Genomic DNA, 23948 nt, shown 5'->3' on the forward strand with positions numbered 1-23948 from the left:
CCTTTTGTGAATAATCAATGACAAATGACAGTTTTAACGAAAAAATCTGCAACTTAAACGCGTACTAGCTTAACTCTGGCACTAGAGAGGGTAGAATTTCCAGCGTACAGGGCTTGTACTGTTTGTTAACTCAAAATAACGCAAAGTAATCATTTATTCTCTGCTCTACTCTACGAAAATCTCCATATTGCTTGTGTTGTTTATACTGCTTCTCCAATGGAAGCAATACACCACCATACACGGTAGGGGCACAGCAATGCTCATGCGTGTCAACTTAACGTGAAACCTTTGTCAAGACGTGATCTTGAGTTCATTCACTTACCATCACGATCCGCGTCACCCCACCCCGGTTTTGTCTAAAGTCAAAACCGCCCCTCCCCTTAGCAAGGGGAGGGGTTGGGGGTGGGGTAAAACGGCTGTGGGATAGGCGTTTGAGCTTAAGTTGACACCAATAAGCAATGCTGTGCCCCTACGATCGCTCAAAAAATGATATCCGAAACCCGATTAAATTTGTTCAAATTAGGACTTACGCAAAAACTCTCTCAAACTCTGATTTCTCCGTGTCCTCTGCGCCTCTGCGGTAGCCTGCGGCAAGCCACTTCGTGTCTACGTTATTCCGTAACTCGTGCGTAAGTCCTACAAATAAAATTTTAAATCCCCGACTTCTTCACAAAATCGGGGATCTATTCTTACCAGGCAATTTGCGATCGCTCTTGCACAACTCGCTGATATACTTCTTCAGTTTGCTTGGCTAATTTCGACCAGCTGAAGCGTCGCTTTAAATCCTCATAAGCGTTATCCACCAGCCATTGCCGATATCCTGGATTTTTCAAAACCTCCAAAATTCCCCAAGCTAAAGAATCGGGATTATTCACCCAAGTTACAATCCCTGTTTTGGTATGTTGCACTACTTCTGGAAAACCACCAGTATCAGAAACTACTACAGGAACCCGAGAAGCAAAGCTTTCTAAAGCCACAATCCCAAAAGGTTCGTAAAGACTAGGAAATACTGCACAGTCAGCGACAGTTTGAAATCTATCTAAGTATCTATCAGAGAGAAAACCTGTAAAATAGCAATGATGCCAAATTCCCAAATTCCAGGCTTGGTGCTTGAGATGGTCGGTATTGCCGCCACCAACAATGACAAATTTAACGTTACCTGCCATTTGGGAAAGGATCTTAGGTGCGGCATTGAGCAATATAGGTACACCCTTTTCATAGGTCATGCGACCAAGGTAGTAAACGATTTGCTCATCGTCTGTGGCGAATTGGCGGCGAAAATCCAGAGCATGAAAATCTACGTGATGCTGTTTCTTTTCGGCTCGGATACCGTTATAAATGACATCGATTTTGTCCCAAGGACTGTATAGCGCTCGTTCTACTTCTTGGCGCATATAGTCGCTACAAACAATAATCCGCCAAGCGTTGTAAGCCAGCAAGGTTTCTTTGCCATTTATATAACCTTGAATATCTGTGTGAATACCGTTATAACGCCCGTATTCTGTAGCGTGAATTGTGGCAATAAGTGGTATTTTGAAATTATGCTTGAGAGCGATCGCAGCATCTCCTACCAACCAATCATGGGCATGAATTAAATCAAAAGGCCCTTCCTCTAAAATCAACTTACCACCGTGATCTCCCATACTCAGGTTGAGATTGACTACCCAGTGGAAAAAGTCGTTACTATGTGCCACTGGCACTCGATGCACCTTTACTCCCTCAACCACCTCATACATTGACGCCTGACCAAACTCTGCTGTAATTAGGTAGACTTCATGCCCCAGCTTTACCAGTTCCGGGTACAACTCCGCTACATGCCGCGCAATTCCCCCAACAATCCTCGGCGGAAACTCCCAACTCAGTACCAGTATCTTCATCTGCTAGACTCCCCGACACTTTACAAATATCTAAAAAATTACATTCACCTAAAAATACAAGGGTGGCAAATGCAGTGAGTATGTTTACTAAAATTTTGAGATTTTTTAACAGTTATTTTGTTAAAGCTTATCAAAGGTTATCAACTGCGGGCTAGGGATAAAAAGCAAGGGCTGTTTCATTCTCATCTAGACCGCCTCAGAATGAATTCTGAGTCTAATAGCACTCAGTCGTCTTTAGACGACTGAGAAAAGGTTATAGTCCGTTTTAACGGACTTTAGCTAAAAGCCTGTGAACTTCAGTTCTGGGCGGTTTCTGTTTAGAACGAAATAGCCCTGATAAAAAGCAAGGTGTACGTAATTAAAACAATTTACCATCCCCTTGGCAATTCAGACTTTAAGGAGGGCTAACGATGCCAACAGCATGAACTCGATCGCGCCCTTCCTGTTTGGCTATATAAAGTGCTTTGTCCGCAGCATTAATCAAGTCTTGCGGTGAATTTTCGGAATTTGGCACAATGCTGACAACGCCTAGACTGATAGTAACGCGATCGCACACACTAGACTGAGCATGGGGGATCTCCAAATCGCGGACTGCTTGTCGAATAGTTTGAGCTACATAGATTGCGCCTTTAATCTCTGTATTAGGCAATAAGTCTTGATTTCTCGTTTTGTGACATAGCTTTTTACCCCACTTCCATTCCTCTCCCCGAAGCGGAGAGAGGCTTTGAAACCCAGTTTTAGTTTTTCTGTGGTTGTATGAAACCACCCTGCTTTTTAAGGGGGGTTAGGGGGGATCAATAAGTGCAAAGATACAGCAAATCACTTTTCAAACAACCTCTAAGGAAATTGTCCACCATTTTGCTTCCCAAAATGGTTTACCAACTACTTCTTCTCGAGTAATTCCTGCAAAGTCCAGTGCTGTTTGGTTGGCCTCTAACACAACTCCATTCGGCTGAAGCAATCCGATAAACTGAATGGTTTGATTGAAGATGGCACGGAATTTTTGCTCATTTTCACTTAAAGCTTGTTCTACCCGTTTGCGTAAGCGAAGCTCGTCGTAGACATCGGTAATATCTCGTCCAACCGATTGAAGTTCTACAATAGTACCCTGGTCATCAAATATCCCTCGAATAATCCATTGCGTCCACCGCACCCCTTGGTAAGCTAGGGCCCGATTTTCAATAGTGATAACGGGATTTTCTAAGCTGATGGAATTTACCAGATTAACCACACGTTCCCGGTCTTCATCAAACACAACAGGTTCATAGTGGTGGCCGATAATCTCTTCCCGCTTCAGTCCAAAAAATCGACAGAAAGCTTCATTAACGAATGAAACAGTACCATTTGGCAAGCCCCTAGCAATTAGTTCCGTTTGGTCTTCGAGGATGGCACGATAACGCGCTTCGCTTTTTTGCAGTGCGGCTTCTGCCTGTTTGCGATCGCTAATCTCAGATACTAAACCCTGAAGTACCTGAGTTTGTCCATCGGCACAGAGAACGAGATTAGCTTGGTTTCGTACCCAAATTGTTTTACCATCGCGCCTAATCATCCGATACTCGACGCTCAAAAGCTCACCGGTAGCGATCGTAGTATTTACAGCTTGCCAATAGCGGTCGCGATCGTCTGGATGAGTATAATCTGACGTTTTTACACATTTGGGATGCTCCCGTCAGACTGGCTTTCTGAAAGCTAAACCTACCAGCAGGCTGAAACTACTACACTTGAGGCTGCTGTTGACAGCTTTTGTAATTAAAATTAATGGATGTTGAAGAAGAATACAGAATTCAGAATTCAGAATTTAGAACAAGAAAACTGTGGTGGGGGACTAAAAATACCACATTCAGATACTCGCAAAATTGCTATCACTGCGCTATCCGCCACTCGGACTCCAATTCATTCTGAATTCTGACTCCTGACTCCTGAATTCTATTAGCTTTGATCCAAGCGCAGTACTGCCATAAAGGCTTCTTGCGGTACATCCACAGTACCCACAGATTTCATCCGCTTTTTACCTTTTGCTTGCTTCTGTAATAGTTTCTTCTTCCGGCTGATGTCACCACCGTAGCACTTGGCTAACACATCTTTCCGCAAGGCGGGGATGTGTTCGCTGGCGATAACTTTACTGCCAATAGATGCCTGAATTGGCACTTTAAATTGATGGCGGGGAATTAGTTCCTTGAGTTTCTCTGCCATTGCCCGCCCGACGTTGTAAGCTTTATCCCGATGGACAATCATCGCCAAGGAATCCACAGGATCGCCGTTAATCATGATATCCAACTTCACCAGAGGATTTTCACGGTAGCCGATGATGTGATATTCCATACTGGCGTAACCGCGTGATCGCGACTTCATCTGGTCAAAAAAGTCAGTCACAACTTCCGCTAAGGGTAGTTCATAAGTAAGTGTAGTTCGTCCTTGGGTGAGATATTTCATATCTTTGAAGATGCCACGGCGGTTTTGTGACAACTCCATCAAGCTGCCAACATAAGTTTCCGGGGTAATCATCTCTACTTGGACGTAGGGTTCTTCAATTCTTTCGCGATCGTTGGGAGAAGGTAAGCGGCTAGGATTATCGATGTACAGTTCCTCACCTTTGAGGGTAATCACCTTATAAACCACCGAGGGGGCTGTAATGATTAAATCTAAGTTATACTCTCGCTCTAGACGTTCCTGAACAATTTCCATGTGCAGCAAGCCCAAAAACCCGCAACGGAAGCCAAACCCCATCGCGCTAGAAGTTTCTGGTTCGTAATGTAGCGCTGCGTCGTTGAGTTCGAGCTTTTCCAAGGCTTCCCGCAAATCTTCAAATTGGTCTGCATCAATGGGGAACATCCCACAAAAAACCATTGGGTTCGCTTCTGCATAACCTGGTAAGGGTGACTCTGCTTTCGCCTTACTGAGAGTAATTGTGTCTCCTACCCGTGCATCAGCTACAGCTTTAATTGCCGCTCCCAAATAGCCTACTTCCCCAGCGTGTAGTTCATCAACTTGCTTTTGAGTCGGAGAAAGAACGCCTAACTCATCAATTTCAAATTCTTTACCAGATGCCATTAAATGGATGCGATCGCCTTTTTTCAGAGTGCCATCCATCACCCGGAAATACACAATTACTCCCCGGTAGCTGTCGTAATAGCTATCAAATATTAACGCTCGTAAGCGCTCATTTATGGTATTGGGCGGTGGCGGTATCCGCTCAACAACTGCTTCTAAAATCTCATCAATACCAATTCCTTCTTTAGCAGAGGCAAGAATCGCACCACTGCAATCTAGACCGATAATTTCTTCAATTTCGCCAATTACCCGTTCTGGTTCAGCCCCAGGCAAATCGATTTTATTCAAAACCGGTATAATTTCCAGATTACTCTCTAACGCTAAATATACATTCGCCAAAGTTTGCGCCTCCACACCTTGGGACGCATCTACCACCAATAGCGCTCCTTCACAAGCAACAAGAGAGCGGGAAACTTCATACGAAAAATCCACATGTCCCGGAGTATCAATTAAGTTCAGCACATACTGCTGACCATCCTTAGCTGTGTAGTTCATCCGGGCAGCTTGCAGCTTAATTGTAATGCCGCGCTCCCGTTCCAAATCCATATTGTCGAGAAACTGTTCCTTCATCTGTCGGTCTTCAACAGTGCCAGTAGCTTGTAGCAAGCGATCGGCGAGGGTTGATTTCCCGTGGTCGATGTGAGCAATAATACAAAAATTGCGAATGCGAACTGCGGGAACGTCAGTCATATACTATCTTTGCCTTAGCAGCAACCAAAGTTAAAAGAGCAATTTACTTAATGTATTTTAATGCTTTCTTAGCCAAGACGCTCCGTTTTTAGTGGGGAGTGGGGAGTGGGGAGTGGGGAGTCAGGAGTTAGGAGTTAGGAGTTAGGAGTTATTATTCTCCCCCTACCTCCCCTGCTTCCCCTGTTTCCCCTGCACCCTGCCCCTTGCCCTCTTCCCCTCTTCACCCCATCTTTAACTTTCGATCTAAATAGGTGGACTTTTAAGAATATTATGAAAGTCTATTTGTCGCTGCTAGTATTCAACAGCTAGGAGCGTACAATAAATGTAAATAAGTACATGTAGGGATCATGTAGGGATCATGGATAATTACCACCCGTAATTACCCATAATCACTGATTTCTCCGCAAAACTTTTAAAGCCATTGTCTAGTAAGTTATATGAAAAATGCGATTTGAAACTTAAAGCTGTTACTTTGGTGCTATTTCGGGGAACTATGTAAATGTCCCCTTGAAGATTTTTCAGTGAATTAGCCCAAATTATGAATATAACTACTTTACAAAGCTTTAGACAAAACCAATTCAGAGTATATCAAACCTATGAATATGCAAGAGAAAACTACCGAAGCGGAAAACACACGAGCCGATAAGGTAGAAATTGCTATCCGCCTGGACTCCGAGCTACTAGAGCAAATTCAGCATCTCACCAATGACCCAAGTAAAGTGATTGAGGTGGCGATTCGCCAGTGGTTGCGGGGTGAAATCCTTAGAGATGACGAACTGACCCGCACCCCTGTTCGTAAACCCGTTCCTCCTCGGGGTGAATGGAATGATTGACGCTATTAATTGGCTGTCAATGCAAGTTAAAAAGTGAAGTTTGCCAATTTGGATTTCAGATTACCAAGAAATACTCAATAAGAAACGAAAAAGCTGTAAGAATTTATGCAAAAATTTGAGCAGCTTTAGTAAAATTACGGTCGGATACCCTTTGTCTATCCAACTCAATTAATGACTATTACTGCCAATTCCCAATTGTCAAATGTATTTTCCCAAAATCTGGAACCTATTACCAGTAAGACTGATGGCTCATTAGCAACTCTAGGAGCCGAGTTGCTGTATACGCAAGATGGAGCAGGGCGCTATCTGACCTTTTGTTGGCAGCACATCGAACTCTTGGGGTTAAATACCGAAAAAATAGTTGATGAACTGAACCAGACCCAAACCTTTGCCCCGGTAGATAAGGTTACTTATTTGGAACGATTGCACCGAATTTTGACAAGTTTGGTGCCAGAAAGGTTTCATTGTTGGTTTAGCTACCACCAGGAATTATTTGAGTTGGAATTGGTGATTAGTCCAATTATGCCGAGTTTGGGAACAACTGCTACTACAGTTTTAGTGATGGGACGGTTAGTGCAAGCGACACTCAACAAAAAACAAGTGCCTGTGGCATCAAAAACGCCCACACAAATAGAGGTGGCAATACGATCGCAGCAACACCAAAAACTGGTAAATCGCATTACCAGAAATATCCGCCGGACGTTGGATTTAGATATTATTTGGCAGCAAACAGTTGATAGTTTGGGGAAAGCACTACGGCTAGAGCGCTGTATTATTTGTCCTTATCAGCTCTCTAGCTCAAAAGTGGAGGTGAAGGCTGAGTATCACCAGGCAGCACTCAAATCAATGCTTGGCTTAGAAATAGATATAGCTTCAGAGCCTGCCTTTGCTCAAGCTTTGACAACCCTAGAACCAATTGTAATGGAAGTGCCTGGATACGCACAGTCTGGGCGGCAGAAAACTTTAGTGATTGCAACTTGTTATCAAGACCAGGCCAATGGATTGGTTGCCTTGAGTTGGCAAGATGAATGCTACACATTAACAGAATCAGAATTAGAACTGGCAAAAGAAGCAGCAGATCAATTGGGAACTGCGATCGCTCATGCTACTTTATATGAAGAATTAGAAGTAGCGCGTCAAAAAGCCGAAGAAGCTTCCCGCCTCAAAAGCGAGTTTCTGGCTAATGTATCCCATGAAATTCGGACTCCCCTCAACGGCATGATTGGCTTCTTGAAGCTGATCTTGGAAGGGATGGCAGATGATCCAGAAGAACAAAACCAGTTTTTGTCAGAAGCTCACCAGTTATCGATACATCTGCTAAATATTATCAACGATATTTTGGACATCGCTAAAATCGAAGCTGGCAAAATGGAGCTAGCTTACGCTCCAGTCAAGCTAGATGAGCTATTCAGTGATGTCGAAAATTTCATGCGTCCCCAAGCAGAAATGAGAAACCTCAGCTTCCAAATGCAAATGCCTCCTACCTCCGATGAAATTATTGTCCAAAGCAACTATCAACGGTTGCTACAAGTTATGCTCAATTTGGTAGGTAATGCCATCAAATTTACCCATGAGGGTGGTGTCACCGTCAGCGCCGATTTAGTAATCAAAAAGGCGAACTTTCAAGATCAGCAGTTTCCTGGCATGGTGAAAGTACGTGTAGCAGACACTGGTATTGGTGTTTCTTTAGACAAACAAGATAAACTGTTTCAATTATTCTCTCAGGTGGATGGTTCCCGCACTCGCCACTACGGCGGTACAGGTTTAGGATTGGCAATATCCCAAAAGCTAGTGGAGGCAATGGGCGGCGAGGTACATTTTTATAGTCTGGGCGAAGGACTTGGTTCAACAGTCACATTCACCGTGCCACTATATCAACAACCAGTCATGGTTTCATCTAATGATGGCGACTCAACAAACAGTGCTGAATGTTAGTCATTGGTCATTAGTCATTGGTCATTAGTCATTAGTCATTAGTCATTGGTCATTAGTCATTAGTCATTAGTCATTTGGAAGATTACCAGTATTGGGTTTTGAGTTTTTAACTTTAAATTTTTTTAGTAGTTATTATTTAATAAGCATATTGGGCACTTGTACTGAGCGTTGCCGTAAAGCCTGCGACATAGCTACGCTTAGGGCGCAGCCTAAGAAGAGAAATATGGGGTATCAGGCAATACAGTTCAGTTAGCGCCAAAAACCATAAACTGCGTAGGTTGGGTGGAGGAACGAAACCCAACATTTTCGCGGGTTTGTTGGGTAACACTTAAGTTCCACCCAACCTACGATTACCTGAGTTCGGGTTAAGCCAGAAGCTAAAAAGCTTATTCTGTAAGGATTGAACAAAACTCTAAGTGATAAAGGAAGCGATTAAAGTGTAATCATTTTGTCAATAAGGCTCACAAATAAGTCTAATATCAACAATATGCCTTATTGAGAATAGATTAAAACAGAGCTTCAGATCGAACAATGATAAATCAAGGGTTTTGAGGATTTCTTATCCCGAACTCAGGTTACGATTATCCTTAACTGAACCGTATTGGGGTATCAGGGCTATTTCATTCTCATCTAGTCCGCTTCAGAATAAATTCTGAGGCTAATAGCACTCATTCGTCTAAAGACGACTAATAAAGGCTTTTAGTCCACTAAAGTGGACTTGGGCTATGAGCCGCGGAACTTTAGTTCTGGGCGGTTTATGTCTAGAACGAAATGGCCCTGATGGGGTATTGGGAAAAAACTTTCCTTGTCCCCACCTCGTGGCGTTCTCTTCAGGACTTTAACCGCTAAAGTAGAGTAGGAGGGCTTGCACGACAAATTGTTCAGCTAATCTAATATCAAGTTGCTAAAACCAGCAGTGGTTTAGTCAAAAGTCATTAAAACTGACACCTGACAATCTAGCGGCAATTAGATTTAGGATCGATTTAACAAAGCTGGAAAATAAAATTTTGGATAATGGTTAATGAGTAACCGCGCATAGGGCACAGAGATCATTATTATTCAATGCCTAATGCCACATGCCCCATGCCCAATGCCCCATTCCCAATCCCCATCATTAACTTAGCAGGTCTAAAACTATGGAACTCACAATTGACAACGTTGAAACAGTCTTAGATGAAATGCGCCCTTATCTCATGTCTGATGGCGGCAATGTGGAACTCGTAGAACTCGAAGGGCCTATTGTAAAACTGCGCCTACAAGGTGCGTGTGGTTCTTGTCCCAGTTCTGCAATGACTCTGAGAATGGGTATTGAACGCCGCCTCAAGGAAATGATTCCCGAAATTGCAGAAATTGAGCAAGTGGTGTAAAAGTTAGGAGTTAGAAGTTAGGAGTTATGAGTTTGAATCAACTCCTAACTCCTCATTCTTAACTCCTAACTATTCCTATGTCCCATCCTCTCTACATTGCTTTTATCTGGCATCAACATCAGCCTCTGTACAAATCTCCTGGCAGCGGCGTTTCGCTATCTTCTAGTCAGCACTACCGGCTTCCTTGGGTACGTTTGCATGGCACTAAAGATTATTTGGATTTGGTATTGCTCTTAGAGCGGTATCCTAAGTTACACCAAACGGTGAATTTAGTTCCATCGCTGATATTGCAACTAGAAGATTATATTGCTGGCACTGCTTTTGACCCTTACCTCACAGCCAGCTTGACACCGGATGAACAACTCACGCAGCAACAGCGCGAATTTATTATCCAACACTTTTTCGATGCCAATCACCATACTCTGATTGACCCTCATCCCCGTTATGCCGAGTTGTACCAGCAAAGGCAGGAGAAGGGGCAAGCCTGGTGTTTAGCAAATTGGGAATTGCCAGATTATGGTGATTTGTTAGCTTGGCACAATTTAGCTTGGATCGATCCGCTGTTTTGGGATGACCCGGAAATTGCTACTTGGTTAAAACAGGGTCGAAATTTTACTTTAAGCGATCGCCAGCGCATTTATTCCAAACAGCGAGAAATCCTCAGCCGCATTATCCCCCAACATCGCAAAATGCAGGAGGCGGGGCAGCTAGAAGTTACCACCACGCCTTACACTCACCCGATTTTGCCCTTGCTAGCTGATACTAACTCTGGTCGGGTAGCTGTGTCCAATATGACACTGCCTAAGCAGCGTTTTCAGTGGTCAGAAGATATTCCCCGCCACTTGCGGAAAGCTTGGAACTTTTATAAAGACCGCTTTGGACAGATACCTCGTGGTTTGTGGCCTTCGGAGCAATCAGTAAGTCCGGCAATACTTCCAGATATTATTAACCAAGGCTTTAAGTGGATATGCTCAGATGAAGCCGTCTTAGGATGGACGCTGAAACACCTTTTTCATCGGGATGGGGCGGGGAATGTGCAGCAACCAGAACTGCTGTATCGACCCTATCGCCTGCAAACCGCAGAGGGTGACTTGTCAATTGTGTTTCGTGACCACAGATTATCAGATTTGATTGGCTTTACTTATAGTGCGATGCCAGCAAAACAGGCAGCAGCAGATTTAGTGGGACATTTGCAAGCGATCGCTAAAATGCAAAGAGAAAGTCAAAGTGAGCAACCTTGGCTAGTTACAATCGCCTTGGATGGGGAGAATTGCTGGGAATTTTATCCCCAAGATGGCAAACCCTTTCTAGAAGCTTTATATCAAAGCTTGAGCGATGAACCCCGCCTCAAACTCGTCACCGTCTCCGAATTTCTCGAAGAATTTCCAGCCACAGCCACCATTCCCGGAGGACAACTACATAGTGGTTCTTGGGTAGATGGTAGTTTTACCACTTGGATCGGCGATCCCGCCAAAAATCGTGCTTGGGATTACTTGACAGAAGCAAGGGAAATGCTGGCAAGTCATCCTGAAGCGACAGAAGAAAACAACCCCGAAGCATGGGAAGCGTTGTATGCCGCAGAAGGTTCCGACTGGTTTTGGTGGTTTGGTGCAGGACACTCCTCAAATCAGGATGCCATCTTTGATCAATTGTTTCGAGAACATTTGTTTGGCATTTACAAGGCATTAAATGAACCTGTACCGCCCTATCTCAAGCAACCAGTGGAAGTCCACCAAGCGCAGGGAAACCACACCCCCCAAGGGTTTATTCATCCCGTCATTGATGGTAGAGGTGATGAACAAGATTGGGACAAAGCTGGACGCATAGAAATCGGCGGGGCGCGGGGGACGATGCACAATAGCAGTGTCATCCAGCGACTTTGGTATGGGGTGGATCACCTCAATTTCTATTTGCGGCTGGACTTTAAAAGTGGCGCTGCACCAGGGCAAGATTTGCCAGCAGAGTTGAATTTGCTGTGGTTTTATCCAGAAAAAACAATGGTTAACAGCCCAGTTCCCTTGGCAGATGTACCAGATGCAGCCCCACTTAATTACCTTTTCCATCATCTTCTGGAAGTTAACTTGCTCACACAATCGATTCAGTTTCGGGAAGCTGGAGACAATTATCAATGGCATCCCCGTTTCAGTCGCGCTCAAGTAGCAATAAATAGTTGTTTAGAGTTGGCAGTACCGTGGGCAGATTTGCAAGTTCCACCAGATTATCCTTTGCGCCTGATTTTGGTGCTTGCAGATGAAGGGCGTTTTTGCAACTATTTGCCAGAAAATGCTTTGATTCCCATTGAGGTGCCTTAGAACTCAATAGGTTTAGTGTTTAGCCCTTTCAAGGTGACTTGTAAAATCTCATTTTTCTCTCTGCGCCGCGCCAGTTGCTTCAAGTCGGGGAACCCGCCCAACGCACTGGCTTCTTTGCGTCTCTGCGGTTAAAAAGTCTTTTATTTAACCGCAGAGGCACAGAGAACACAGAGAGAAAGAGACAATCCTAAAAGCTTGTTATCAGAAAAATGGGTTTAAAACCCCGTGCTTCTAGCACGGCTTTAATTGATTTCTACTTCTTACAGAGAATCAGATATAATGTAAGCATGACTCAAAAAGCTTTCAAGTACCGATTTTATCCAACTCCTGAACAAGAAACTCTTCTCAGAAGAACGATGGTTGCGCTCGATTAGTTTACAACCGCGCCCTATCCGCAAGGACAGAAGCATGGTATGAAGATCAAGAGCGGGTCGGTTACGCTGAAACTTCAACAATGCTGACTAGTTGGAAAAAGCAAGAAGACTTGCAATTTCTAAATGAAGTTAGCTCTGTGCCATTACAACAAAGCTTGAGGCATCTGCAAACCGCGTTTACTAATTTCTTTGCAGGAAGGGCGAAATATCCCAACTTCAAGAAAAAGCATCACGGTGGTAATGCTGAATTTACGAAAGCTGCCTTTAGATTTAAAGATGGGGAAATATTTCTTGCTAAAAGTCCACAAGCCTTAGCTATTCGTTGGAGCAGACAGTTACCCCAAGGTGTTGAACCATCTATAATTACGGTAAAACTTTCGCCCTCTGGACGCTGGACTGTTTCAATATTGGTAGATGTCGAGATTGAAAGATTGCCTGAATCTTCTAATCAAGTTGGCATTGACTTGGGTATCACTAGCTTAGTTACCTTGAGTACAGGAGAGAAGGTTGCACCTACCAAAAGCTTTAAGGGAAAAAAAGCAAAATTGCGTAAAGCCCAAAAAGCATTGAGTCGTAAGCAGAAAGGGTCTAACAATCGCCATAAAGCCTCAGTAAAAGTAGCTATTGTTCACGCAGAAATTAGCGATGCGCGGAATGATTTTCTTCACAAGTTGACAACCCGATTGGTTCGAGAAAACCAATTGATTTCAGTCGAGGATTTGTCTGTGAAGAATATGGTCAAAAACGAAAAACTTGCTCTCTCGATTAGTGATGCTAGTTGGGGTGAATTGGTCAGGCAACTTGAATATAAGTGCAACTGGTATGGTCGTACACTCGTCAAAATTGACAGATGGTTTCCTAGCTCGAAACGCTGTATACACTGTGGACATATCGTTGATAAGTTGCCTCTAAATATCAGAGAGTGGGACTGTCCTAAGTGCGATACGCATCACGACAGAGATGTTAACGCAAGTAAGAATATTTTGGCTGCGGGACTCGCAGTGTCAGTCTGTGGAGCGAACATAAGACCTGATAGCCATGAGGTTAAAGGGCAGTTGCAAAAAACCCGTAAGGCAAGCCGAAAAGCGTAGTCGAAAGGGAAAGAAGCAGAAACCTAAGTCGTGAGTCTTAGGAATCCCCGCACTTATAGGGCGGGGTGGATGTCAAGGACTGGCTTTTACCTTAAGTTTACACAAATGACAGATGTACGCCCCTACAGCCGATTCATGTGTGGCAAAGAGGTTGTAATTCATATTTAATATTTTTTGTCAATCTGTAATTTCTACGAAAATTTATTTTTATTTTTTGAAAAACTTTGATGATTTGGCAAAGTTACAGTAATGTTACTGTCGCCCAAGAATATTTGTCGTAAGATTAGAGACATTTCAGAACAGATATTCTATACTAATGGATCGCTTTTCTCAAAAAATAACGAATTCTCAAGAGAGCATTTTACAGCAAACTCAACTTGGCCAGATGTGTGGTTCCAAGCAGCTATTTCGCGATCGCTATGAAATATTGCAAATTTTAGGTAGAGGTGGATTTGGGATCACCTTTTTAGCCAAAAATGCTGTGTTACCTGGGAATCCTTTGTGTGTTATTAAACAGCTTTGTCCGAAAGTGACTAATCCTCAAAGTTGGCAAAGGGCATGTAGGCGCTTTGAAAAAGAAGCAAGAACTTTGGGGCAACTCGGTAGTCATTCGCAAATTCCCATGCTATTAGACTACTTTCAGGCAAATGGAGAGTTTTTTTTAATTCAAGAATACGTACCGGGTTTGACTTTGGCACAAGAAGTGCGGCAAACTGGGCCCAAAAGTGAAGCCTCAGTTAAACAGTTTTTGCAAGAATTATTACCTGTATTACAGTATCTTCATAAACATCGTGTGATTCATCGGGATATTAAGCCCCAGAATTTATTGCGGTGTGAGTATGATCGGCGAATAGTGCTGATTGATTTTGGGGCGGTGAAAGAGCAATTAGCTGATGCTTGTGAAAACTCTCGCAATCAAGCTGCAAATACCAACTTTATCGGAACTAGGGGATTTGCACCACCAGAACAGTTTTCTCTACATCCAGTTTATGCCAGTGATATTTATGCACTGGGTATTACTTGTATTTATATGTTGACTGCTAAAAGTCCTTTAGAATTTGACTACGACGCAAATACTGGTGAAATATGCTGGCGAAAAGAAGTAAATATTAGCAATAGTTTCGCCCAGATTTTAGGGAAAATGGTGAAAATTTCATTAAATGATCGGTTTAAGAATGCCGATGAAGTGATGAAAGCTTTAGGTAATGAAAGCTATTTGACTACTTTGACTGACTGTCTAACTACCCAAAAATTAAATAATAAAAGTATTGCACAACACGGAAATTTTCACGAAACTTCTGATGTATACATCCCACCTGTCGCCAGAACTGCTAGTGCTATTCGGAAATGGAGAGCAAGGTCGAAGTAAACAAGGTCGCAATTGCCTAAAGTATCAAATTAACAATTAAGCATGGGTGATTTAAAATATAAAAAACAAATTTGGTAAGCATTTTAACTACATTTAATAGTCATGATGGTTAATTAATCAGGGTTTTTCTTGAATACTTAGTAGGTTGTCGCTTGCCAATATACAAGCAAAATTACTAGGTTTAAAAGCTCCGAAAAAATTTTTATTCAAATTATTATATAATCGAAAGAATAATTAATCTTATGGCTCTCGTAGTTTTCCACAGATGAGGAAAACTGACACTATTTACAAACGCTAATTATATTAAGTAATTCCCCAATCCCCAGAACAGGGTTTTCTACCACGAGTAAGCGAGAGTCAATTTTCTTAAGGGAAAGTTCGGGGCAAACTTAGCCTAAGTTGTCATGCAGTCGCGCCTGTCAGATCATGATCTGCTGCTTAAATCCCGATTGCTCAAATCCCCTGAATCCCAATGGAAAGAAGTTTTGCCAAAGTTGTAGCACCTCATTGGTGTCACTTTTAAGAAATCGCTTTCGTGTCATCCGAGTCCTTTCAGATGAGGGGGGATTTGGCAGAACCTATCTATCAGAAGATGTAGATAAACTCAATGAACGCTGTGTTATCAAGCAATTAGCTCCAAAATTCCAAGGAACTTGGTCGCAAAAAAAAGCGATGGAGTTGTTTGGTGAAGAAGCGCAGCGACTACAAGACCTTGGGGAACATCCCCAAATTCCGACTTTGCTTGCTTACTTTGAGCAAGACGGCTGCCTATATTTAGTGCAGCAGTTTATCAATGGAGAGAATTTATTAAAGGAGTTGCAACAGCGCAAGGCTTATAACGCTAGGGAAATCCAATCTATTTTGCTAGATTTACTGCCCATCCTCAAATTTATCCACGATCGCAAAGTCATTCATCGAGATATCAAGCCAGAAAATATTATCCGCAATAAAAGTGATGGGCGATTAAGTCTGATTGATTTTGGTTCCTCAAAGCAATTTACAGCCATTCAGCAGAAATCTGGTACATCCATTGGTTCACATGGTTATTCACCCCTGGAACAAATTAGAGATGGTAAAGCTTTCCCCGCCAGTGACTTGTTCGGTTTGGGGGCTACCTGCTTTCATCTGCTAACGGGAAATTCCCCCTTTGAGTTGTGGATGGAATCTGGGTACGCTTGGGTGAATAATTGGCGGGAATATTTGCGAAATCCATTAAATCCTGAGTTGGATTTTGTCATCGACAAGCTTTTGAAAAAAGATATCCATGAACGTTACCAGTCAGCCGATGAAGTTCTTAGAGATTTGAGTCCGAAACAACTCCTCGCGCTACCACCAGCCGGGAAATCCTCTGGAAAAATACCACCAACTAAAGCACCAGATTTACCAAAAAGTTATCCCTTACTAAGAACTTTAATCTTGGTAAGTGCTTTGATTCTGTTGTTTGGATTCCAAGAATCTTGGTATAAACATTTTCGCCGGATTCAGACCAGTTTAGTCTCTAGGCTGACTCAGCACAATAATTCTGGCAAAGATGAAGCGTTTTTAAGTCAACCACTAAAGATTACTTTGGGTAAAGTTTCTTTAGCTAATACTTTGCAAGGGCATGAAAACTCGGTTTTGTCTGTTGCAATCAGCCCCGATGGCAAAACCATTGTCAGCAGTGGCGGCGAGCGAACAATCAAACTTTGGAATCTCGCAACCGGAAAACAAATCTCTTCACTCAACGCCTATTCTCAGCAGGTGAATGTGGTAGCGATCAGTCCAGATGGCAAAACTCTGGTTAGTGGTAGTGATGATAACACCATCAAAATCTGGAATATGGCAACGCGAAAGCAAATTCGCACTCTTACAGGGCATTCTGACTCAGTTCATGCCCTAGCCATCAGTGCTGATAGCGAGACTTTGGTTAGTGGTAGTGATGACAACACTATTAAAATCTGGGATTTAGCAACAGGAGAGCAAATTCGGACACTGGTAGGGCATACATTCTGGGTGCGATCGCTAGCTATTAACCCTAATGGTGTGATTCTTGCCAGTGGCAGTTTTGACAAGACTATCAAAATCTGGAATCTGACAAAAGGGTACTCAATCCGCACACTGGAGGGAAATTATCAAACAGTAACAGCCGTGGCTATAAGCCCAGATGGTAAGACTTTAGCCAGTGCTAGTCGCGATGTCTACGACGGGCTACGCCTACGCACCATCAAACTTTGGAATCTAGCTACGGGAAAAGAAATTCGCACACTTGCGGGACATGCCAACACAGTCACATCCGTAGCCTTCAGCGCCGATGGTAAAATTGTTGCTAGTGGTAGCCGCGATCGCACCATCAAACTGTGGAATTCAGCCACAGGAGAAAAAATTCTGACATTGACGGGGCACACTAACACTGTGACATCCGTAACCTTCAGCCCTGATGGCAAGACCCTTGTCAGTGGTAGTGAAGACAATACTATTAAGGTTTGGCAATTGTCTCAGTGAAGAGAGGAGATGAAAGCTGCGATCGCTCCCCTACCAGAATTATCGACCAAGGCTTTCCTGTTGTCACGGCTCAAATTTGGCACGATCGCGATCGCCTGAATTAGAAGGTTACGATAAGGCAATATCCGGGCAATGAAGCGTCCAAAACCGCCAATTTTATCTTCTGATTGCTCCGTTGCCGCGTTTCCCCAGTACCCATGCCCACCCAAAATCGCTCAAGGGTTTGCTGTCACTGGCTTTTTGGCTAGTCTACACAGTCCCTTCTATTCTTATAGATATAGCGTGCGTGTGTGATCAAATTATTCTCTAGCTTTTAATCTAAATCTGAAGTCTTGGGGATCAAGTATTGGGTGTTGGGAGAGGGGAATGGGGAGAGAGGAATGGGGCAATGAGGCATGCCGTTCGCGGAGCGTCTCCGTAGAGAAGGCGGCAAACTACGCTCCCACTCCACACCCCACAATCGCCTACAACGCCCAATGTTTTGCTAATGGCTATTCTTTGCCTTGCATTGGGCGTTGTAGAACATTGGGAAGATTGGGAAGGGTTGGGGAAGCTTAGAGAAGCTTAGGGGGTACTGGGGCAGGTTTCATCATTGATATATGTTAATAAGTAGGTTGTGACCGCTAATTAACATCAGCCCAAAACTCAAATTTTACGCAGTAATTTAAATTTATTACAAAAGTTTATATACTAATTCTTAAACTATCGAACTTTTATCAAACCTGACAAATCTACCTCAAGCTATTGCAGAGGTAGTTTCTGAGGCTTTTAAGGGTTTGTAAAAACCAATGATAATTCCCAATTTTGGAAAATGATTCCTGTGGTTTTGTACTGACACAACCTGTTCACCCAACAAGACTATTCACCACAGCGATCGCGTAGGTAATTTTCACAAAGGGATATGCAATTTTTGGTGGTGTCGGCTGAAACCCTGATTATTTCGTCAACTTACAAAAGTTTTCGATCTACTCAAAGTATCCCACTCTATCAGCAGCCCTAAATTTATTTATGAAACAATAAAAATATTTGAACCGAGATGCATAGCTCACCAGGTAAATGCGTCTCTGCTACAGCAGCCCTAAATTTATTTATGGGGTTCAAAATTATTGATTTTTGACTTCCCCGAACGCGAATTTATGTTGAGCGGAGTCGAAACACAGCGTCTTGCAGAGAAGGGGCTGACTAGTTTACTCTTCTGTGCTACGACGCCGCCGACGCGGCCTTTGTTGTTGGTCTTCACGCAAGCGGCGACCAACTTCGTTAAAGAAGTCTCGCCGTAAATAAGGATAATCGCTAACCCATAGGTCACGGCTAGGAAAGTATATATCGCTGAATTCTTCAATACTGCTCAAATCTGGGCGATTTGACATTACTACCATTTCTGCAATTTGACCGCGAGTTATAACTTTGTGGGCAGGACGTAATGGTGCTACAAATTCAATGCTAAATCCTGTTTCATCACCCACCTCTAAGTTAATCTGTTTTTCTCGATTTTCTATAATTACCAATTCGCCTTTGCTGTTGACTGTTTCGGTTTTACCCATCAACTGGTCTGTAATCCACCAATCTAGCACTCGACCACGGAAAAAGCCGCCATACTTATAACGGCGGCATTGCAAATTCCGCATACTTGCTTGAAACACTGGATACCACAGCCAAAAAAAAGCGCTAATTACTCCCAGCACAAATACTATTGAAGCAAACTCAAGCTTAAAAATGACTGTCACAAGCAAAATAACAACTACGGCAACTACAGAAATTAACAGCCGTTGCAAAAAATTTGAAAATTTCCCCCAATAGTACTTGTACTGCAAACCAGTGGCGATTAGGGGGATAACTTGTTCAAATTTCTGGCGAGTCAGTGGTACTAACATGAGTGCTGAGTGATGAATGAGCAATAGTGCGTTTAAAGTATCTTTTCTAATCCATATACTAACGACTTTAGCGCTAAGATTTTGCGAATCGCTAGTAGCACTCCTGGCATATAACAAGCGCGATCGCTCGTATCATGTCGTAAAGTATAAATCTGTCCTGCTGCACCAAAAATAACTTCTTGATGAGCAATCAATCCTGGCAAGCGCACGCTATGAATTCTAATCCCTTCATCTGCTATACTACCTCTGGCTCCCGGTAATTTCTCCGTTTCTTCTACAAGAGCAGGGTTAAAAGTTTTACCCAATTCTCCTAATAACTGCGCCGTTTGAATGGCAGTACCACTGGGAGCATCGGCTTTTTGGTTGTGATGTAGTTCGATAATTTCCACATGGTCAAAATATTTAGAGGCTGCGATCGCGGCTTGTTGCAATAGCACCATGCCAATGGAAAAATTAGGAATAATTAGACAACCAGTGCTAGCTTTGTCGGCAAAATCAGCCAAGTCTTGAATTTGTTCTGGACTTAACCCAGTGGTGCCGACTACTGGACGAATACCGTAGGCGATCGCACTACGAATATTGTCATAAACTGAATCGGGATGGGTAAAGTCTACAATCACTCCTGGAGGAGACTGTCTGTCACCAGCCACATACCCCAACATCGGTTCTAATTGATTGGTGATTGGTACTTCCAGGGGTTCGCTTAAACCCGCCAACTCTCCAGCGTCTTTATCTTGATGTTCTAAACTGTGGTCAATTGCACCCACTAGGTTTAAGTCTGGCGCTTGCGCCACCGCCTTAATCACCTCACGGCCCATTTTACCAGCAGCACCGTTGACAATAACCGGGATAGGAGCTTGATTCGTCATAGGTCGAGAAATACTTTTTGAGCTAACAAAGGAATTGTAAAGACTTTGGTGATCTAGTAGCTAGCTTCTCAAATCTCTGGCTTCATTCCGACTACCCTGATTTATGCAGCTAATCGCTCAGTTTTTCTACTATCTACAGTAGATCGCTTCTCATTTTCATCTGACTATCTTAGCCAGTAACCCGTTTTATTTTCCGATCATACTGCCTTGATAAGTAGTCTTTATAAAAACAATTAGTCTTTTTTTGTCAAGTATAGTTTACTATTTGTAATATTTTAGTTAAACTTATTTACATAACTTGGCAAAAATCAAACTTAACTATCTAACTGGTGTTAGCTAAGAAAAAAAGATTTCGGCATCGGTATATCCCATCGACATTTGGACTTCTCCCATCTACCTCGGCTATCAAGTCGGGGTTTTTTGTGTTTTCAATTAGCCCCTTATTTTTTCTTTCGTAGTTACTATTAATTGATTTAGTCATCTTTGAGATGACTTTCGCTATTAGCCGTAGGTTTCTAACCTATGGCGGGTAATGGTTCAGGCGCGAGATTGGAAATTACGTATTTGAATAATTCTGGAATATTGGCTTATAGCGGGTGATGGTTGCGGCGCGAGATTGGAAATTACGTATTTGAATAATTCTGGAATATTGGCTTATAGCGGGTGATGGTTGCGGCGCGAGATTGGAAATTACGTATTTGAATAATTCTGGAATATTGGCTTGACAACAAGTCCGCCTCAGAATGAATTCTGAGGCTAATAGCTCAAGTCAGCTTAAGCTGACTACGGTTTAATGAACGTGAAGATTAATGGAATTCATTGGTTTAGCTGCGTGAGTTTTGGCCCATCATCTTCATGATTATGCCGTTCCAAAGACGAAATTGTAGTTCCATTGAAATGATGCGCTTTCTGATTCTCTACATACACAACAGCTTGCTCAAGTTGTTTGCTTCCCATTGAAAAAACGCCATATCCGCGTTGCCAGCCAAACAAATCTTGCGAGGGCGAGAGATGATTGAGATGATGAGCGCTACTGCCTTTAAGATTTTGGACAAAATCAGAGATAGAAAGTCTCGGTGGTATAGAAGCCACTAAATGGATGTGGTTTTCTATTCCGCCCACAGCATGGATAATGCTACCAAGTGCATTGGCTTTGCCAATGATGTAACTATAAAGTTGGGTTTCGCGTTCGGGGGTAATTAATGGCTGGCGCTCTTTTGTCGCCCAAACAAGATGATAGTAAAGTCGCCACAGAGCCATTTACGTGCTGTTTTTGATGGATACTGTGTCTAGTATTCCCGCGATCGTTAAAAATCTTCCAGTCATCTTTGAGATGACTTGAGCTATTAGCCTTGGAATTTATTCCGAGGCGGGTAGGCGATATCTACGACAACCTACGCTTACGCATTTCACACCACTTGCGATACACCAGGGAGTCAAGGAGTATCTGCCGATATTTGAGCATTTATCCCTCCCGATATAATGCTAATACTTACGCGCAGATAACGGAAAATCGTAGACGCATTCGCGGAGCGTCTCGTAGAGAAGCGGCTTGCCGCAGGCTACCACAGAGACACAGAGAACACGGAGAAATAAGAGTTTGAGAGGTATTTTGCCTAAGTCCTGAATGCCTCATCCGAAGCGTGCCGGTTGGTGGGAGAATAATAACGAGAAATGATGCAAGCCTGGTGTTGTCTCCAGCCTAAAGGAATCTGTAAAAATGTGGAAACGAATTATATTAATTTTGCTATTGGTGTTGAGCTTCAGCCTGAGTAATTCTGATGTAGCGGCTGCGGCTGGACTCAAAAGCTTTGTAGACACTAATGATGGCTATCAGTTTTTATATCCTAACGGCTGGCTGCAAGTTAAAGTTGCCAACGGCCCAGATGTAGTTTTCCACGATTTGATTGAGGTGTCTGAAAATGTTTCTGTTGTGATTAGCCCAGTTCCAGAAGGCAAAACTTTGGCAGAATTAGGAACCCCAACAGAAGTGGGATATAAGTTAGGAAAGGCAGCTCTTGCGCCTCCTGACTCTGGTCGTTCAGCTGAATTAGTCAATGCTGCACAGCGAGAAGTAGATGGTAAAATATACTACCTTTTAGAGTATGAGGTTAAACTCGCTAATCAACAGCAACGACACAACATCGCCAGCGTTGCTGTTAGCCGTGGTAAACTTTTTACCCTCAACGCCTCAATTCCTGAAAAACGCTGGCAGAAAGTTAAACGAATGATTGATGAGGTTGTAAATTCTTTTTCTGTTTATTAATTGGGGAGTGGGGAGTGGGGAGTGGGGAATGGGAAATGGGGAATAGAGAAGAAACTGAATTACTAATGCCCAATGCCCAGTGCCCCATGCCCTATTCCCAATTACGAAGTTTGTCAGAAATATCATGAAAATTCCACCTTTTGTACTTGCCTCAGCTTCCCCAGCCCGACGCCGCTTGCTGCAAACTGTTGGTATTGAACCGATAGTTAAACCAAGTGATTTTGATGAGTCGCAAATTGAATTAAGTGAACCAGCACAATTGGTCAAAACTCTTGCCCAGTACAAGGCGGAAACTGTAGCCCCACAGTTTGAATCGGCTTTGATTATGGGTTGTGATTCGGTTTTGTCCATGAATGGTGAAATTTACGGCAAACCACCAGATACCCCTGAAGCGATCGCTCGTTGGCAGATAATGCAAGATAACTTTGGCGACTTGTACACAGGTCACGCATTAATTGATATAGCTCAAAACCGTACTATAGTCAAGTCACAAGTTACAAGAGTTTACTTTGCTCAAATGAGCGACAAGGCCATTGAAGCATACGTTGCCACAGGCGAACCCCTTAAGTGTGCTGGAGCCTTTGCAATTGAAGGTTTTGGTAGTTTCTTTGTCGAAAAAATTGAAGGCTGTCACAGCAATGTAATTGGACTCAGTTTACCCCTGCTGCGGCAGATGCTAGGGGAATTGGGATATGATGTCACTGATTTTTGGCAATAGTTATTGTGTGGATTGTTAGTTTTCAGTGGTCAGTTGTTTTGCTACTGACAATTAATTATTGGGTGTTACTAAAAAAGTAATATGCTATCCAGCTATGGGTATAGTTTTGGAGTTCATTAGTACTACATGAGACTTAACCTTTCCTTGCGGAACGTTACGCGAAGCAATACAGTTCAGTTAATATGTTTGGCTCTCGGAGATCCCCCCAACCCCCCTTAAAAAGGGGGGCTTTTTTCCTCCTTTACCCCCTTTCTAAGGGGGTCGCCACAGGCGGGGGGATCTTATCCGAACCGTATTGGCATTACTCCCGGCTCGACATTTGTGGCTCCCGGCTCAACGTTAGTGGTTCCCGGTTTAACGTTAGCGACTCCCGGCTTAACGTTAGTGGTTCCCGGTTTAACGTTAGCGACTCCCGGTTTAACGTTAGCGACTCCCGGTTTAACGTTAGTGGTTCCCGGCTTAACGTTAGTGGCTCCCGGCTCGACGTTAGTGGCTCCCGGCTTAACGTTAGTGGCTCCCGACTTAACGTTAGTGGTTCCCGGCTTAACGTTATAAGCTAAACCACATCTAGTTTGCATAATCTAAAATTGTACATTTCTTGTGGGGTGGGCGTCTCGCCCGCCCAATATATTAGGGCTATTTCATTCTCATCTAGCCCGCCTCAGAATAAATTCTGAGGCTAATAGCAAAAGTCGTCTAAAGACGACTACTCCCTTCCCGCTCTAAGATTACCTATCTTCTTTTTCTTCTTCCTTCGTGTTCTTCGCGTCTTTGCGGTTCGTTAAATTAGGTATTCTTCTGGCGAGAAGGGAGTAAGAAAGGCTTTTAGTCCACTTTAGTG

17 protein-coding genes and 2 pseudogenes are annotated in these 23948 nt (G+C 43.2%); 9 read left to right on the top strand and 10 right to left on the bottom strand.

Translation table 11 applies throughout. The annotated features are described in order from the left end of the window. Positions 1–689 precede the first annotated feature (689 nt). The 5 genes and pseudogenes from LC653_RS14105 to lepA all read right to left on the bottom strand — a co-directional run bounded on the left by LC653_RS14105 (position 690) and on the right by lepA (position 5618). The gene (locus LC653_RS14105; protein WP_229495075.1) at positions 690–1877 is read right to left on the bottom strand and encodes a glycosyltransferase family 4 protein; all 1188 of its coding nucleotides are present in this window, start codon (positions 1875–1877) and stop codon (positions 690–692) included. Positions 1878–2271: 394 nt separating this feature from the next. Next, positions 2272–2643, bottom strand: coding sequence for a GGDEF domain-containing protein (locus LC653_RS14110; RefSeq protein ID WP_229495076.1), 372 nt, complete (start codon positions 2641–2643; stop codon positions 2272–2274). 60 nt (positions 2644–2703) lie between these two features. Beyond that, positions 2704–3324, bottom strand: coding sequence for a PAS domain-containing protein (locus LC653_RS14115; RefSeq protein ID WP_308189087.1), 621 nt, complete (start codon positions 3322–3324; stop codon positions 2704–2706). Beyond that, positions 3304–3510, bottom strand: a pseudogene (locus LC653_RS46220) (PAS domain-containing protein); the annotation flags it as partial. The pseudogene LC653_RS46220 and the gene LC653_RS14115, both read right to left, overlap by 21 nt. Before the next feature lie 296 nt (positions 3511–3806). After that, a complete protein-coding gene (gene lepA / locus LC653_RS14120; RefSeq protein ID WP_229495077.1) occupies positions 3807–5618 on the bottom strand; it encodes a translation elongation factor 4 in 1812 nt (603 codons plus the stop codon). A 596-nt stretch (positions 5619–6214) separates the two neighbouring features. On the opposite strand from lepA, the gene LC653_RS14125 reads away from it, so the two are divergent. From LC653_RS14125 to LC653_RS14155, 7 genes and pseudogenes are all read left to right on the top strand, one after another. Then, positions 6215–6451, top strand: coding sequence for a hypothetical protein (locus tag LC653_RS14125; protein ID WP_229464388.1), 237 nt, complete (start codon positions 6215–6217; stop codon positions 6449–6451). A 171-nt stretch (positions 6452–6622) separates the two neighbouring features. After that, positions 6623–8386, top strand: a complete 1764-nt coding sequence (locus LC653_RS14130; protein ID WP_229495078.1) for a sensor histidine kinase — start codon at positions 6623–6625, stop codon at positions 8384–8386. A 1136-nt stretch (positions 8387–9522) separates the two neighbouring features. Continuing rightward, positions 9523–9753 (top strand): NifU family protein, encoded by a 231-nt coding sequence (locus tag LC653_RS14135; RefSeq protein WP_100897064.1) that lies wholly within the window; start codon positions 9523–9525, stop codon positions 9751–9753. A 77-nt stretch (positions 9754–9830) separates the two neighbouring features. Continuing rightward, complete coding sequence (locus LC653_RS14140) at positions 9831–12065, top strand: glycoside hydrolase family 57 protein (RefSeq protein WP_229495079.1); 2235 nt, start codon at positions 9831–9833, stop codon at positions 12063–12065. A gap of 287 nt (positions 12066–12352) precedes the next feature. Then, positions 12353–13530, top strand: a pseudogene (locus tag LC653_RS14145) (RNA-guided endonuclease InsQ/TnpB family protein). Positions 13531–13846: 316 nt separating this feature from the next. Beyond that, positions 13847–14899 carry a serine/threonine-protein kinase gene (locus tag LC653_RS14150; RefSeq protein WP_229495080.1) on the top strand — a complete coding sequence of 351 codons (1053 nt, stop codon included), beginning with the start codon at positions 13847–13849 and terminating at the stop codon, positions 14897–14899. A 426-nt stretch (positions 14900–15325) separates the two neighbouring features. Beyond that, positions 15326–17380, top strand: a complete 2055-nt coding sequence (locus LC653_RS14155) for a serine/threonine-protein kinase (protein ID WP_229495081.1) — start codon at positions 15326–15328, stop codon at positions 17378–17380. On the opposite strand, the gene LC653_RS14160 is transcribed toward LC653_RS14155, so the two are convergent. The 4 genes from LC653_RS14160 to tnpA all read right to left on the bottom strand — a co-directional run bounded on the left by LC653_RS14160 (position 17374) and on the right by tnpA (position 21383). Beyond that, complete coding sequence (locus tag LC653_RS14160) at positions 17374–17589, bottom strand: hypothetical protein (protein WP_229495082.1); 216 nt, start codon at positions 17587–17589, stop codon at positions 17374–17376. The genes LC653_RS14155 and LC653_RS14160 overlap by 7 nt on opposite strands. Positions 17590–18567: 978 nt before the next feature. After that, entirely contained in the window at positions 18568–19254 is a 687-nt protein-coding gene (locus tag LC653_RS14165; RefSeq protein WP_229495083.1) for a DUF8619 family protein, read from the bottom strand. 32 nt (positions 19255–19286) lie between these two features. Next, positions 19287–20123: a 4-hydroxy-tetrahydrodipicolinate reductase gene (gene dapB / locus LC653_RS14170; RefSeq protein ID WP_190943690.1), complete on the bottom strand. Its 837-nt coding sequence runs from the start codon at positions 20121–20123 to the stop codon at positions 19287–19289. Positions 20124–20939: 816 nt separating this feature from the next. Continuing rightward, positions 20940–21383 (bottom strand): IS200/IS605 family transposase, encoded by a 444-nt coding sequence (tnpA, locus tag LC653_RS14175; protein WP_229495084.1) that lies wholly within the window; start codon positions 21381–21383, stop codon positions 20940–20942. A 460-nt stretch (positions 21384–21843) separates the two neighbouring features. On the opposite strand from tnpA, the gene psbP reads away from it, so the two are divergent. Together psbP and LC653_RS14185 are read left to right on the top strand one after the other, a co-directional pair. After that, the gene (gene psbP / locus LC653_RS14180) at positions 21844–22389 is read left to right on the top strand and encodes a photosystem II reaction center PsbP (RefSeq protein WP_229495085.1); all 546 of its coding nucleotides are present in this window, start codon (positions 21844–21846) and stop codon (positions 22387–22389) included. 124 nt (positions 22390–22513) lie between these two features. Next, positions 22514–23107: a Maf family protein gene (locus LC653_RS14185; RefSeq protein ID WP_229495086.1), complete on the top strand. Its 594-nt coding sequence runs from the start codon at positions 22514–22516 to the stop codon at positions 23105–23107. 281 nt (positions 23108–23388) lie between these two features. Here the strand turns inward: LC653_RS14185 and LC653_RS14190 are convergent, their stop codons facing one another. After that, positions 23389–23685: a hypothetical protein gene (locus LC653_RS14190; RefSeq protein WP_229495087.1), complete on the bottom strand. Its 297-nt coding sequence runs from the start codon at positions 23683–23685 to the stop codon at positions 23389–23391. Between the last annotated feature and the right edge of the window lie 263 nt (positions 23686–23948).

It is taken from the genome of Nostoc mirabile CHAB5784, assembly GCF_020829645.1.
Lineage (GTDB): Bacteria > Cyanobacteriota > Cyanobacteriia > Cyanobacteriales > Nostocaceae > Nostoc > Nostoc mirabile.